This window comes from Pseudoalteromonas lipolytica, assembly GCF_001306915.1.
GTDB classification, from domain to species: Bacteria; Pseudomonadota; Gammaproteobacteria; order Enterobacterales; family Alteromonadaceae; genus Pseudoalteromonas; species Pseudoalteromonas simplex.
Map to the genome: position 1 here is coordinate 50,118 of NZ_LJTC01000006.1, position 15,155 is coordinate 65,272.

General features: G+C 41.5%; 14 protein-coding genes. 9 read left to right on the plus strand and 5 right to left on the minus strand.

The window, feature by feature from the left end; all coding sequences use genetic code 11:
* The first annotated feature begins 26 nt into the window (after nt 1–26).
* A complete protein-coding gene (locus AOG27_RS10240) occupies nt 27–2,708 on the plus strand; it encodes a 7TM diverse intracellular signaling domain-containing protein (RefSeq protein WP_054552930.1) in 2,682 nt (893 codons plus the stop codon).
* A 92-nt stretch (nt 2,709–2,800) separates the two neighbouring features.
* A complete protein-coding gene (gene icd, locus AOG27_RS10245; RefSeq protein WP_054552931.1) occupies nt 2,801–4,075 on the plus strand; it encodes an NADP-dependent isocitrate dehydrogenase in 1,275 nt (424 codons plus the stop codon).
* Here the strand turns inward: icd and AOG27_RS10250 are convergent.
* Together AOG27_RS10250 and AOG27_RS10255 are read right to left on the minus strand one after the other, a co-directional pair.
* Nucleotides 4,072–4,515: a hypothetical protein gene (locus AOG27_RS10250; protein WP_054552932.1), complete on the minus strand. Its 444-nt coding sequence runs from the start codon at nt 4,513–4,515 to the stop codon at nt 4,072–4,074. The two genes, icd and AOG27_RS10250, sit on opposite strands and share 4 nt — an antisense overlap.
* A 111-nt stretch (nt 4,516–4,626) precedes the next feature.
* The gene (locus AOG27_RS10255) at nt 4,627–5,574 is read right to left on the minus strand and encodes a LysR family transcriptional regulator (protein ID WP_054552933.1); all 948 of its coding nucleotides are present in this window, start codon (nt 5,572–5,574) and stop codon (nt 4,627–4,629) included.
* Between the two features lie 105 nt (nt 5,575–5,679).
* Between AOG27_RS10255 and aceK the strand changes: the two genes are divergently transcribed.
* Genes aceK through AOG27_RS10275 form a run of 4 tightly spaced genes read left to right on the plus strand, consistent with a single transcriptional unit; the run spans nt 5,680 to nt 9,237 of the window.
* Nucleotides 5,680–7,509: a bifunctional isocitrate dehydrogenase kinase/phosphatase gene (aceK, locus tag AOG27_RS10260; protein ID WP_054552934.1), complete on the plus strand. Its 1,830-nt coding sequence runs from the start codon at nt 5,680–5,682 to the stop codon at nt 7,507–7,509.
* 50 nt (nt 7,510–7,559) lie between these two features.
* Entirely contained in the window at nt 7,560–7,952 is a 393-nt protein-coding gene (locus tag AOG27_RS10265; protein WP_054552935.1) for a hypothetical protein, read from the plus strand.
* Between the two features lie 8 nt (nt 7,953–7,960).
* Entirely contained in the window at nt 7,961–8,923 is a 963-nt protein-coding gene (locus tag AOG27_RS10270) for a zinc-binding dehydrogenase (RefSeq protein ID WP_054552936.1), read from the plus strand.
* A gap of 53 nt (nt 8,924–8,976) precedes the next feature.
* Nucleotides 8,977–9,237, plus strand: coding sequence for a DUF2999 family protein (locus AOG27_RS10275; protein WP_054552937.1), 261 nt, complete (start codon nt 8,977–8,979; stop codon nt 9,235–9,237).
* A gap of 58 nt (nt 9,238–9,295) precedes the next feature.
* Here the strand turns inward: AOG27_RS10275 and AOG27_RS10280 are convergent, their stop codons facing one another.
* Nucleotides 9,296–9,502, minus strand: a complete 207-nt coding sequence (locus AOG27_RS10280; protein ID WP_054552938.1) for a helix-turn-helix transcriptional regulator — start codon at nt 9,500–9,502, stop codon at nt 9,296–9,298.
* Entirely contained in the window at nt 9,503–9,961 is a 459-nt protein-coding gene (locus AOG27_RS10285) for a hypothetical protein (protein WP_054552939.1), read from the minus strand.
* 186 nt (nt 9,962–10,147) lie between these two features.
* Here AOG27_RS10285 and lepB point away from each other — a divergent pair, with 186 nt between their 5' ends.
* On the plus strand, nt 10,148–10,807 hold the full coding sequence (lepB, locus tag AOG27_RS10290) for a signal peptidase I (RefSeq protein WP_054552940.1): 660 nt from the start codon (nt 10,148–10,150) through the stop codon (nt 10,805–10,807).
* Nucleotides 10,808–10,890: 83 nt separating this feature from the next.
* Nucleotides 10,891–11,706, plus strand: coding sequence for a hypothetical protein (locus AOG27_RS10295; protein ID WP_054552941.1), 816 nt, complete (start codon nt 10,891–10,893; stop codon nt 11,704–11,706).
* Between the two features lie 93 nt (nt 11,707–11,799).
* Here AOG27_RS10295 and metG read toward each other — a convergent pair whose 3' ends face one another.
* Nucleotides 11,800–13,824, minus strand: coding sequence for a methionine--tRNA ligase (gene metG, locus AOG27_RS10300; protein ID WP_054552942.1), 2,025 nt, complete (start codon nt 13,822–13,824; stop codon nt 11,800–11,802).
* A gap of 178 nt (nt 13,825–14,002) precedes the next feature.
* Here metG and apbC point away from each other — a divergent pair, with 178 nt between their 5' ends.
* Nucleotides 14,003–15,082 carry an iron-sulfur cluster carrier protein ApbC gene (apbC, locus tag AOG27_RS10305; RefSeq protein WP_054552943.1) on the plus strand — a complete coding sequence of 360 codons (1,080 nt, stop codon included), beginning with the start codon at nt 14,003–14,005 and terminating at the stop codon, nt 15,080–15,082.
* Nucleotides 15,083–15,155 lie beyond the last annotated feature (73 nt).

The window sequence follows — 15,155 nt, forward strand, 5'->3', positions numbered from 1 at the left end:
TCCACACTGGTACAGGGGTTTTGTGAATGCGGTTTAAGCTGTATTTTAGTACTCTGCTGTTTTTGTTGTTATTAAGTGTTTCGGCTAATGCACAAGAGACGTTTGTCTACACCGATGCTGTGGCTGATCAAAATCTTCATGATGTCGGTGATGTGTTTACGGCGAACGATAATATGTTCCCGCAATCAGTGGCTGAAATTGATACTTGGCGAGCCAGCAAAAAGCCACAATCTCGAATAAGCTCGGTTGGTGGTAGTTATTGGTTAATTGTTGAAATTGAAAATCAAAGTGATATTGAAGATTTAGTGCTTTATCCGTATAACACCTTGGTTTCAAAAATAGAAAGCCGCATTTACGATATCACTGATCCAACAGCCCCCATACAGCACTTTGTAACGGGTGGTAAAGAGCCAAATCAGTTTGCATTCCACTATGGTAATCGTTTGTCTCTTGAGAAAGGCAAGCGCTATACGCTTATTACCTATTTTGAAAGTGACTACTTTTATACCCCTGCAAAGCTAGTATTAACGCCATACCAAGATTATTTTCAGAATATAACCGTTGAAAATATGGTCATGATGCTCTGCTTTGGGGTGGGTATTGCGCTTGGCTTATATAACTTATTAATTTATTTGGTTTCCCGTGATGTGACACATCTTTACTATGCATTATTTACTGCATCTTGGGTGTTTGCTTGGAGCCACTTTTTCCATATTTCGGATCAGCTATTTGGTTACTATAATCCTCACCTTCATTGGCTTGGCTTTGCGCTCACGCCATTAACCAATATTCTGTTTTACAACAACTTGCTTAAACTCAAAGAGACATTTCCAAAACTGGCGCAATTATCATTGATGGTGGGTGTGATCGCGACCTTGGGTATACCGTTTTGTATTTTATGGCCAAGCTTTGGTTTTTATTGGTCAACGTTAGTGACGGGCGTTGCTTTATGTTTAGGCTTATACATAGGTATTCGCTGTATGCTTATTGGCTTTAAGCCAGCGCGATATTTTGTGCTTGCTTACATAGCCATGATGCTACCGAATATGGTGGGTAATTTAACGAATTTAGGCTTGCTACCAGCAACCTCCATTAATTTATATTTATTGGGTTTGATAGGCACCGCTATGGACGCTATGTTGCTGGCGTTTGCTGTGGCCGATAAGTTTAGACTGCTTCACGATGACAACGTAGAGCTCAACAAAAATCTAGAAGAAAAAGTCCATTTAAGAACGTTGGAGCTTGAAGAACTCGCCTCAGAGCTTCGCGATGCAAATGAGGCTAAAAGCCGTTTCTTAGCGAATATCAGTCATGAAATTCGCACCCCAATGACGTCAATCATTGGTTATGCAGATGGCATTATGCTCGGCGACATTAAGCCCCATGAGCGCAACCATGGAATTGGGGTTATTTTGCAAAATAGTCGTCATGTTCTTGGATTAATTAACGATATCCTCGATATGTCGAAGATTGAAGCTAACAAGCTCGAAATTGATTTAGTCGAAACAGACTTGTTTGCCACGATTGCCAATATAGAGTCGCTCATTGGCAAGCAAATTCGCGATAAGGGCTTAAAGTTCAGTGTCGATTATCAGTTCCCATTACCAGACTACTTGATTACCGATCCGAGTCGATTAAGGCAAATCTTATTAAACTTAACAACCAATGCCCTTAAGTTCACGCAAGTGGGGCGTATAACCTTAACTGTGAGCTGTCACAACGATAAGTTGTCAATTAGTGTAAAAGATACTGGCATTGGTATGACTGAAAAAGAGCAGCAGTTGTTATTTAGTGCTTTTTATCAAGCTGATTCGAGTATTTCTAGGCAATATGGTGGTACTGGGCTTGGTCTTAATATTTCAAAGAGCCTTGCGCAGAAATTGGATGGGGATATCAGCGTTAAAAGTAATGTCGGCTCTGGCAGTGAGTTTATTTTCACTATGTCGGTGTACACCACAGACAACACTCGTTGGCTCAATGATATGAGCGAAGTGAAACTTGTTGAAACCTCACCGTTTAGTAAGCTTGATGCGCCAGAGAACCTAAAGGGCAGGGTATTACTTGCCGAAGACCACCCAGACAACCGACGTTTAATTGCGCGAATATTAGAGCGTATGGGGCTGACAGTGACCACCGTTGAAAATGGTAAAGACGCAGTACAAGCAACCCTCGAAGACAGCTTTGACCTTATTTTGCTCGATATTCAAATGCCGATTATGGACGGCCAAGAAGCTTTAAAAATGATGCAAGCAACCGGAGTAAGCGTGCCTATCATTGCGCTAACAGCGAATACTATGAAGCATGAAGTGACGCGTTATATGAAGCAGGGCTTTAATGATTTGATTGCAAAACCAATCGATAGAAATGCCTTTAGTCATAAAATTGCCAGTTATTTAGAATGCGATGAGTTAGCAGATATAAAGTTGCCTGAAAAAGAGTTTCAGGCATTAAAAAATGATTATATAAAAGGGTTAGAGACACAGTACAAAGAAATGCTAGAACAATATAAAAAAATGGATTTAGAAGGGTTCAGCAAAAATGTGCATATGCTCAAAGGTGCAGCTAATATGTTTGAGTGTGAAATGCTGTATGTAAAAGCAGTGGCTGTCGATACGGCCTTAAAAGAGGATACTGTAACCTTGGATACCCAGTTAATTGGCTCATTATTTAATGCGATGGAAAATGAATTTACCAAGGTAACCCATTGATTGTTTGAATAGCGGCTATTTATTTGTAAGCACAGACAAATTAGCCATTTCTTGATATTAATATTGTTAAAACTCTTTGCTGGGAAGGCATAATGCAGTATCAACATATTTCAGTCCCCTCGAGCGGCGCGCAAATTACGATTGATAGTAAGGGCCAATGGCATATTCCTGATAACCCGGTTATTGCTTACATTGAAGGCGATGGTGTGGGTCAAGATATTAGCCCGGTGATGCGAGATATTGTCGATGCTGCGGTGAGTCATGCTTATCAAGGTGATAAACAAATACATTGGATGGAAGTGTTCAATGGCGAAAAAGCGGCAGCATTATACGACGGCGACTGGTTCCCGCAAGAAACCCTACATGCCGTTAGACAGTATAAAATTGCCATAAAAGGGCCGCTAACAACCCCCCTTGGCGGTGGTTTTCGCTCTTTAAATGTGGCTCTTCGTCATGAGATGGATTTATTCGTTAACATGCGGCCTATTCGCAGTTATCCGCATTTACCATCGCCCTTAAAAGAGCCTGAAAAAACCCAAATCACAGTAATACGTGACAGCTCAGAAGACGTTTACTCGGGCATTGAGTGGCAGGCTGGCAGTATTGACAACGAACGTATGCTTGATTTTCTGTGCCAAGAAATGGGGGTCACCCGACTTCGTTTTGATAACCAATGTGGCATTGGCATAAAAAATAGCTCGAAAGAGGCGGCAGAGCGACTAATGCGTTACGCACTCAACTTTGCCCTTAAAGAGCACAGTGAATCACTGACGGTGGTGCACAAAGGCAATGTACTTAAATTTACCGATGGCGCCTTTAAACGCTGGGCATTTGCCCTTGCAGAGCAAGAGTTTAACGCTGCAGCACATGAAAATGGTCGTTGGTTGGTGATCAAACGAGACAATCAAGATGATTTAATCATTAAAGAAGTGATTGCTGATAATATGCTTCAACAAGCGCTACTCACCCCAGAGCAATTTGATGTGGTGGTAACAACCAATCAAAACGGCGATTACTTAGCTGATATGCTAACCGCACAAGTTGGTGGGGTAGGTATTATGCCTGCGGCAAACTCAAATAATGAAGTGGCCTTCTTTGAACCGACTCATGGTACATTTAATCGCATCGCCGGGGAAGACAGTGCAAATCCAACAAGCAGTATTTTAAGTGCGGTCATGATGCTACGCTTTATGGGTTGGCACGAAGCGGCGAATAAAATAGAGAAAGCCCTAGAAGAGACGCTTACAGCAAATGAAATGACGTTTGATTTGGCCAACTTAGTAGCCGATGCGACGATGCTTAGTTGCAGTGATTTTGCAAAAAGCATCATCGCGCGAATAAGTAACTCAAATAATGAACCATATTAAGCAGCATTGGCGCTTTTAACTGCGTAGACACATGGTTTACCTGTTAACTGTGCTGCACGTTGATAAATGTGCTCTGCACCTGGCTCATTGCTTGTCATGCCTGTTAATGTATCCATTAACGCAACCACTAAAATAGCTGGTACTTGGCAACAGTATTCATCGAGCACTGCAGTTGTTGTTTGTGCATCAACATGGCAATGCGGGTGAGTACGTACTGTGCTATATGCTTTTAACAGTGTATCTGCTTGCAGAACATCATCATCTTGATGTTTGGTTTTACGACATTGGCAACCAAACTCATCAACCATGGTTGCCAGTGTTTGGTAAATTTCTTCGCAAGCTAAATCGCTTTTTTTACAAAGCTGTTGCTCGATGAATGAGTGTAATTGACCATTGATGTAAAGGCCGTCCTGTTGAGTGAATTGCGCTGAAGTTTTCATAATCATTTTCTCTTTGTTTATGTGCTTAACTTCACTCTAGCCCTTCACTCATTATTAATGAAATTGTTGTTTTCAATAACTGATATTGATTTTATCAATATTATGCTGTTTTTAGCGATCAGCCACAGTACTGGCAAAGGCAAGTAGCTCTCTACGCAGCCACTGATGCGGGTTTGCGTGATGTAGCAAAGGGCTCCATAACATTTTTACTTCAATAGGCACGATTTGAAATGGCACTGGACTTATTACCAAATCAGTGTGTTTTGCAAGCAACATGGCTTGGCGGCGGGGCAATGTGGCTATGAGTTGAGGTGATTGGCAAAGGAGGCTCGCAACCATGTAATGGCGGGTGAATACGCGAATATTGCGGGTTTGTTCTAATTGCCATAATGCCTCATCGACCCAGCCGAGTTTTTGGCTGCCTGATTTATTTGTTACTGCGGCTTCTACGCCCCAACCAGCCCGATTTACCCAAATGTGTTCTTGTGCAAGGTAGCCTTCAAGGTTTTGTTGTTGTAAGTAAGCGTTGTCTGGGTGTGTTAAGCAGCAGTAATTGTCTCGCCATACACTGGCTTGGTGGAATGAGCGGGGCAGGCCGTTAAAGCGATTAATGGCAAGGTCAATGGTGCCTTTTTCCATATCTTGAAGGTTAACATCACTTGGGCTCAAAATATCAAAATTAAGCCCCGGATTTTTTGCAAGCTGCTGGGTGATAAACGGCGCAATAAGCGTTGATTCAAGATAGTCGTTTGCCATGATCCGAAACGTTATATTCGCGGTACTCGGGTCGAATACTTCACTTGGCTGAGTAATTTCTTCGGCCATTTTTAACAGTGATTCTATCTCTGGCTTAAGGCTGAGCGCTTTTGCTGTTGGCGTCATTGTGCCAGCGGCTCTCACTAACAATGGATCATCAAATAAATCACGCAAACGTTTAAGGGCATTACTCATTGCAGGTTGAGTCAAAGCTAGCTTATTGGCGGCTTTAGACACACTTTGTTCGTCAATGAGAACATTTAAATACACTAATAGGTTGAGGTCGACGTGCCTAATATTCATTTGATCAATCTTATTTATTATCTTTATTAATTACCTAAATTAAAGCGCGCTTGCTATTGTGTGTAAACAAGGCGACTAAAATAATCAGCATAAGCGATAAAAATAATGCCACAGCAGAGTTCACATTTGGCTGTTAAATCACACAGCGAACAGTTAAATCAGGTCGTAGCGACTAAGCTTGCCCGTGCGGTGTATGCTGGCTTTGAGGCTATGTTTGCAGAGTTTTTAAATATAACTCTCGGCGCTCAAAGTCGTTTTGAACAGCGCCAGTGGCATCAAGTTCAAGGAGCTATGAAATCGCGACTGCAGGTTTACGAAGGGCAAGTAAAAAAGGTAAGCCAAGCGGTAAAAATTATTGCTTATAGCGAAGTAGACGACCCAGCGCTTTGGTTACTAGCCAAACAAATATACGCAGAAATGGTGCAAAATCACGAAAACCAGCCCATTGCTCATACCTTTTTTAATTCAACCTTCGGTGCAATTTGGGACTCACGAAAAATCCGCAATGTGCACTTGTTTGTGCTAAAAGCGCGCTATCAACTGGGGCCAAGGCCCTTTGATTCACTGGTTAGCCGCATTTCTCTGCAAAATGGCTTTGAAAGTGCGATTAGTAGCTTGGTAAAGCGCCATGTGTTTCGCTCACAATACGCTAACTTTGCTGATGATGTAGCCATGTTACAGCGCACCTTGATTGCTGGAGCGAAACAACAATGCCCACAAGTTTATGAGCTGCTTGCTCTCAACGATGGCTATATTGAATACGCCAATTCATTGTTTTTCAGAAATAAAGCCTGCTACATCATAGGTCGTTGTATTGCTAAAAATGGCGATAACATGCCATTTGCTATTGCGCTATTAAACAGTGAAAAAGGGTTGCACATTGATGCTGTGATGATGGGAGCTGATCAACTCAGCTTGTTGTTTGGCTTTGCGCGTACTTATTTTATGGTCGACACTGACCAACCCGCCCGATATGTTGATTACCTCAGTGTTTTAATGCCTCATAAGCAACGTTTTGAGCTGTTTAATGCCATAGGCTTTATCAAACACGCGAAAACCGAGTTTTATCGTTACAAAGTTGATACCACCCGTAATAGCCCCGTTGACGATAAATACACACTTGCGCCGGGGACGCCGGGCATGGTGATGCTGGTATTTACCACCCCAGGCTCAGATTATGTCTACAAGGTAATAAAGGATAAATTTAGTGCGCCAAAAACGGCCACCAAACAACAAGTAATGGCCAAGTACGACTTTGTGAAACAAGCCGACCGAGTAGGCCGGCTAGTCGATACCCATGAATTTCGTTATTTAGCGTTTGATTTAAGCCGATTTAGTGATGAGCTTATACAAATAATGCAGCAGCAAATTGGTGACAGCCTTGTGATTTCGGGTAATGCACTTATTTTGCGCCATGTGTATGTAGAGCGCAAAATGACACCGCTTAATTTGTATATCAACGACTGTGATGAGCGAAAACTGCAGCAAGTAATGGTTGATTACGGTAAAGCAATAAAAGAGCTTGCGGGGGCCAATATCTTTCCCGGTGATATGCTGATGAAAAACTTTGGTGTAACCCGTTGGGGAAGAGTAGTGTTCTACGACTACGATGAAATTTGCCCGATGACAGAGTGTCAATTTAGAGAGCTGCCAAAAACCGAGGATTCATTAGATGAGCTAAGCAGCGAAAGCTACTTTGATATTGCCGAAAACGACGTATTTCCGAGCCAGTTTAAAGTATTTTTTAGCGCCAATAAGCGGGCGTTTGATCATTTCAATGCTGCGCATCAAGATATTTTCACCGCCACGATGTGGCAGCAATTACAAACTGCGATAAACGATGGGCAATTGCTTGATGTTTATCCTTATAAGCAGTCTTGGCGCTTTTCGTCGATGAGAGCTCAAATGAAAAAATCTCAATCTATAACTGTTTAATAGGAACATAGTATTAGCGTATGCTGTTCAAAAAAGCTAAGGAACGCACTATGAAAAACACACTGTTATTATCGAGTTTATTTATTTCGTCTATGGTAAGCGCCAATCCGTTATTAGGTAGCTGGCAATTTGTTGAAGGCAAATATGCAACCAATGACGGCTATGTGACGGCAAAAGCGCCAGAAATATCCTCAGTTAAACTGATTACACCTAGTCATTTTAGCTATATCACTCAAAAGCAAGGCAACTTTCATTATGCTGGTGGCGGCAAATATGTTTTGCAAGACCAGCAATTTATCGAAACTTTTTCCTATGGTAATGTACCTTCACTACTTGGTAAGACCATGGCATTTGATTACAAACTAGAAGGTGACTTGTGGCATCACACCTTGTATGAAAATGGTAAGTTAGTCGAAGCTGAGATCTGGCAACGAATTAAATAGAAGGTGATATGCGTTATATTAAGCACGAAGATTCACAGTTACATTTTGCGCAAACAGAAAAACCAGTACTAAAAGATAACGAAGTTCTTATTGCTGTTGCAGCAATTGGCGTTAATCGGGCAGATTGTTTACAGCGACAAGGTAAATATCCTGCGCCCAAAGGTGACAGTGAAATTTTAGGGCTAGAATGCGCCGGTACCATTGTTGAGCAAGGTAGTGCAGTATCCGGTGACTGGCTGAATAAACGTGTTTTTACTTTATGCGCGGGCGGTGCTTACAGCGAGTATGTTGCCGTTGATGCTGCGCAAGTAATGCCGTTACCAGATGAAATGACAATGGCAGAGGGCGCTGCTATCAGCGAAGTTTATTTAACGGCTTTTTCTGCCTTATTTCAATTTGGTCAGCTCAAAGCGGGGCAAACGGCACTGATCCATGCGGGAGCCAGTGGTGTCGGTGGGGCGGCAATTCAAATGGCAAAACGCGCGGGTGCTCAAGTAGTGATAACTGCAGGTAGCGATGAAAAGTGCGAACATGCCAAACAGCTTGGCGCAGACCACACCATTAATTATAAAACCACTGATTTTGTAGAGTACTTCAAAGCCAATAATTTACAGGCCAATACCATTGTTGATCCTGTCTCAGGACGCTATTTAAATAAAAATGCTGCCGTTGCAGCAATAGATTGCCAAATTGTGATGTTAGCCTTTTTAGATGCGCGCTTTGCTGAGGTTGACTTTGCAAGGCTGCTTAGCAAACGTATTTCCTTTCATGCATCAACCTTGCGTAACCGTTCAATTGAATTTAAACGTGATTTAAAAGAGCAGTTTATTTCGCGTTTTTATGATGACTTGGCCAACGGGCTGTTCGATTGCAATATCTATAAAACCTTAAATTGGCAAGAAGCGAATGAGGCTCACCGTATTTTAGATAACAACGAAAACTCGGGAAAAGTGGTGATGTTAGTTGAATAACATCAATTTGCCCATATTATTGGTTTTATTAGTAGTTAAAAGTAAAGGTTAATATGAACCCTATTATTGCAATGCTCAAAGAGCACAATGTAAGTGACGAGAAAGTGCGTGAGCTGTTTCAAGCGTTTATGGAAAACCCAATGATGGCAATGGGTCTGGTCCAACAGTTAGGTATCCCACCAGAAAAGCTTCAACAATTGATGGCATTAGTGATGACACAGCCACACCTTATTAAAGAAGCGGCTAAATCAGTGGGTATCAGTGATGATGAAGTTGAGCAAGCCAAAGCGCAGTTCAAAAATCAGCAGTCATAAAATTAAATGATACGAATTTAAAAAAGGTTAGCTATTTGGCTAACCTTTTTTGTTGGTCCTATTGATACGAAAACACATCGTCCAGTTTTTTATCAAACAATTGAGCAATCTTAAAAGCCACCTCGAGCGACGGTGAGTATTTACCTTTTTCAATCGCTACTATGGTTTGCCTTGAAACTCCAACAGCCTCTGCCAATGCTTGCTGAGTCATTTCATTGTGATGAAATCGAAGTTCCCGAATGGTATTACTGAGCTGTTTTGTCATCTAGCTGTCTCTTCGATATAAATACGCTTTGCTGGCTATAGTAATAATTTCACTGACTAAAAAACCAATAATAAGAAAGTGCATAATATTATATAGATCTGAGACCTCAGGTAACAGCATGCGTCCAGATACGCGCTCAATTTGCGTCGCTAAAAATACACATATTAAGATAGTTGCAGAGCAAAACCAGTGACCAAGCTTGGTGCTTTTTAGGTCAATGAGCTTATCACGCTCATCATCCCCTAAGTCTGCTTCTTTGTGTTTAATACCAGCAAGTACAGATTGCATAATTATCTCTAGGATCACCGCAACTACGGCAACCCTATACAAATAAGACACCATGGTCTCTTGGCTTAGAGCACCCGCGGCTTGTAGTGAATTAATACCTAACAGGTAATAGCTTAACAGGCCTATGGTTACCACCAAGGTGCCCCAAATTGTCATTTCTTTGTAGCTCATTTTCTTCCACCCTATGTAAAAAATATTTGACTTGGTGTTAAGTAAACTACTCATTGCTTGCTGTGTCAAATATTTTTAACATCATGTATGGTATTTTTATCATTGACGCATTTCGTTACATTTAGTTAAGAACTAATTTGTACCGCTCAGACTCCTAATGACACAAACAATAAATAAGGAACGAATATGAACTGGCTTTTAAAGGTATGGAAAAATAACCGCTCATTGATTTTATTTATCTGCTTGATGAGTGTGTTTAGAAGTGCAGTGGCTGATTGGTATGAAGTGCCAACAGGTTCTATGAATCCGACCATCGTTGAAGGGGACCGTATTTTAACGGATAAAATGGCTTATGATCTGCGTGTACCATTTAGTCATATTTCGCTAATGCGTACTGATGAGCCAAAAGCCGGCGATATTATTGTATTTGATTCTAAGGCTGCAAATAACCGTTTGATAAAGCGTGTTATTGGCGTGCCGGGAGATACAGTGACTTTAGTCGATAATAAATTGATCATTAACGGTAAAGCGCTTGATTATTTATTAGCTGATGACAAGCAACAGCAGCAAACACTCATTGAAAATCTTGCCGGTGTTCAGCACGCTATTCAGGTATCAAAAACGCCCTCGGTGATGCAGCATTTTGCCCCTGTCGTTATTCCAAAGGATATGTATCTAGCGATGGGTGATAACCGAGACCACAGTGCAGACTCGCGAGTGATTGGGCTAGTGCCTCGCAGTGAGTTATTAGGTAAAGCTAAAAGAGTTATAGTGTCACTCGATTATGATGACTATTACTTACCTCGAAAAGAACGGCTTTTACATGATTTATACTTAGCACCCTAGATAAAAATCGTACAAAAATTGGCAATTTAGAATTTTATGTTTCAATATTAACGACATAAAAATAATAAGCCAAAAGGTAAAGTATGATAAATGATAAGTGTGCGAAATTAATTAGATGCTATTTATTACTCGTCTTTTCGATCAGTCTGGTTGCATGTGGTTCGAGCTCAAAAAACGAATCTACAAAAGTTGATGACACTAACAGCTCAACCCCGGATACAGGTGTTGAGCTTGTCGATAACAGTGGTAGTGCTGACTATAAAATTATTATTTATGGCAATAGCCATAGTGCTAGATTAGGGGATTTGCTTGAACAGCTTATTTCCAGTGAGTTAACCAACGCTCAAGTTTCAACGCTTACCGTCAGTGGTCGCTTTTTAGATGAAATAGTGAACACATCGGGCAATGTTGAAAAGCTACAGCAAGCCAATTGGAGCCATGCTATTTTTCAAGGTCAAAAGTATTCTCAGTCTGGCTCTGTTAATTATTCTACAAATGAGGCTGAGCGATTAATTGCCAGTGCAAAAGAGCTGGAAATTACACCTATTTTGTTTCCTGAGCATCCGCAAAGAGGTGATAGCAAAGAAGGGGAGCTTGTTTATCAATTGCATTTGTCGATTAGCGAAAAAGAGGCAAGCTGTGTTGCACCAATCGGCTTAGTTTGGGACAAAGCAATCGCCGCATTACCTGGGCTTAATTTTTACAGTGCAGATGGAAATCATGCTTCAGATGCAGGGCACTTACTGACCGCGATGACTTTTTATGAAGTTATAACAGGTGAGCTTGCAGATACCCTAGCTTACAATGCTGCTTTTGCGATTACCGAACAGCAACACCAGCAGTTTGGGCAAATAATTACTCAAGTACTGACTGAATATCCTGCATGCCCCAGCTCTTAAGCTAACAACATTAATCTAAAGCATTCATTAAATACAAAAAAACCGTTGTGTCTGAAACACAACGGTTCTTTATATTAACTAGCAATTGTGTAATTACATTACACGCATGCCAGGCTCTGAGCCTTCATCAGGGTTAAGAATATAAATTTCTTTACCGCCAGGGCCTGCAGCTAATACCATGCCCTCAGACATACCAAAACGCATCTTACGAGGCTTAAGGTTTGCTACCATTACAGTTAGCTTGCCTTCGATGTCTTCTGGTGCATACGCAGATTTAATGCCTGCGAATACTTGGCGCGTTTCGCCACCTAAATCTAAGGTTAGTTTTAATAGCTTATCTGCGCCTTCAACGTGTTCTGCTTTAGCAATTTTTGCTACGCGTAAATCAACTTTAGCAAAATCATCAAATTCGATTTCTGGGCTGATAGGTTCTTTTGCTAGTGGGCTGTTTGGATCAATCTTGTCTTTTTCAGCAACTAGACTTTCTTTTGACTCTTCAATCATTTTGTTTACTTTATCCATTTCAACACGTTGCATTAACGGTTTGAACTTATTAATTGCGTGACCAACCAGCGCTGTTTGCGCGCCTTGCCATGTTAAACCGTCGTTTAAGAAGGCTTCAACGTTTGCAGCCATACCAGGTAGAACAGGTTTTAAGTAGGTGATAAGTACACGGAACATATTTAAACCAAGTGAGCATACATCGTGTGCTTCTTGTTGTTTTGTTTCGTCTTTAATTAACACCCATGGCGCTTTAGCGTCGATGAATTGGTTTGCTTTATCAGCAAGGGCCATGATTTCACGAATTGCACGGCTGTAATCACGGTTTTCGTAGTGATTTGCAATGCTTGCAGAAGCCGCTTGGAACTCACCTAATAGCGCTTCGTCCATTACGGTGTCGCTAAGCTTGCCGTCAAACTTCTTGGTGATGAAGCTTGCACAACGACTTGCAATATTAACCACTTTACCTACTAAGTCTGAGTTTACACGTAGTGCAAAGTCTTCAAGGTTTAAATCAAGGTCAGTAATGCCGTTGTTTAGTTTTGCTGCGTAGTAATAACGAAGATACTCAGGATCTAGGTTATCAAGGTAAGTGCGCGCCTTAACAAAAGTGCCTTTTGATTTAGACATCTTCGCGCCATTCACAGTTACAAAACCATGGGCAAATACATTTGTTGGCTTTCTGAATTTTGCGCCATCTAACATTGCAGGCCAGAATAAGCTGTGGAAATAGATGATATCTTTACCAATGAAGTGGTAAAGCTCTGCATCTGAGTCTTCGCGCCAGAATGCATCAAAATCAATCCCTTTTTTATCACACAGGTTTTTAAAGCTTGCCATGTAGCCGATTGGTGCATCGAGCCACACGTAGAAATATTTACCCGGTGCACCTGGGATTTCAAAACCAAAGTAAGGTGCGTCACGGCTGATATCCCACTGCTGTAGGCCATCTGCAAACCATTCATCAAGCTTGTTCGCCATTTCTTGTTGAATCGTGCCTGAGTGTAACCACTCTTTAAGCATGTCTTCAAAAGCAGGTAGGTCGAAGAAGTAATGCTCAGAATCTTTTAAAATTGGCTCAGCACCCGACATTACAGAGCGTGGGTTAATAAGCTCAGTTGGGCTGTAAGTTGCACCACAAGAATCACAGCTGTCACCGTTTTGATCTTCTGACTTACACGTTGGGCAAGTACCTGTTACAAAGCGATCAGGTAAGAAGATACCTTTCTCTGGGTCGAAAAGTTGAGAAATAGTATGCTTTTTAATGTGACCTGCTTCATTTAAACGGTTGTAGATTAACTCGCTGAAATGACGGTTTTCTTCACTGTGCGTGCTGTGATAGTTATCAAACTCAATGTTGAAATCAGCAAAGTCACGTTGACGTTCAACACTCACGTTTTTAACCATCTCTTCTGGCGAGATCCCTTGCTTTTGCGCATTAAGCATAATTGGTGTGCCGTGAGCATCATCCGCGCAAACGTAATAGGTTTCATGACCTTGTTGTTTTTGGAAACGCGCCCAAATATCAGTTTGGATATATTCTAGTAAATGACCTAAGTGAGTCGGGCCATTGGCATAAGGTAATGCGCTAGTAATCAGGATCTTTCGCTGTGCCATAATCATTCCGAGTTGAGATTAGTTCGATGCAAATATGCTCGAATATCATTATTTAATTCATTGTGAGTTGCTTATATGCAACCTAAAGCAATGATATTATCTAATTGTCTGGTTTTAATGCCTTGAATGTTACATAATTCCGCAGCACTTTTCATCAAAGAAACGCTAATTTATTGCTATGTTTGGACTGTCAAAACTATTCTCAAGTAAATCGGCTGAAAAAGCACCTATCATTGCTGCCTTAGCCGCTTATCGTAGTAGCGCATTTGCCATTGGTATTGAGCAAGATTGGCTCGAAGAGCTTAATCAAAACAGCGATAAAAGCTGGCAAGTCAAATTAAACCTCCCTTTTGCAGGCTTGGGCGAAATCAACGACATTGAAAAATTTGTCGCCGATAAACTATCAGTGCCTGTGTCAATTAGCGCTAAAGTGAAATTACCAAGCACATTTAGTTTTAAGCAAATCAAACATATTGTGCTCGTTGCTTCAGGAAAGGGGGGCGTTGGAAAGTCAACCACAGCGGTGAATCTTGCCTCAGCTTTAGAGCAAGAAGGTGCCAAAGTGGGTATTCTCGATGCCGATATTTATGGCCCGTCTATTCCACTGCTTCTGGGCCTACAAGGGGCTGAGCCTAAAACAGCCGATAATAAAAACTTACTTCCTTTTGAGGCGCATAACCTCAAAGCGCAATCGATTGGCTTTTTAGTACCAAGCGATGATGCAACCGTTTGGCGCGGACCAATGGCATCAGGTGCACTTAATCAATTAATGAACGAGACCGCTTGGGGAGAGCTTGATTATCTCATCGTTGATATGCCTCCAGGCACGGGTGATATTCAATTAACCATGAGCCAAAAAGTGCCAGCCAGTGGTGCGGTGATCATCACCACGCCTCAAGATTTAGCCCTAGCCGATGCACAAAAGGGCATTGCCATGTTCAATAAAGTGAACGTGCCTGTGCTTGGCTTAATTGAAAACATGAGCTACTTCTTATGTGGTCATTGTGGTGAGCCTAATCATGTATTTGGTAAAGATGGTGCCGTAAAATTAGCACATCGTCATGGTGTGCCTGTGCTGGCAAATATTCCACTGGCCATTGAAATTCGTGAAAGCTCGGAGCAGGGCGATTTAATTGCCAAAGACAACGCGGCTCAAATAAGCGAAACCTACAAAACCGCTGCCCGTGTACTTGCCAGTAGCTTGTATTATCAACAGGCGCACACAAGCGCAGTTGAAATAGTCATTACTGAAGATTGATTGTTGCAAAGATTTTGTTAATGGGTTTTTCTTATTAACAAAATCTTGGGTGGTTCTTTATCATTAACTTTGC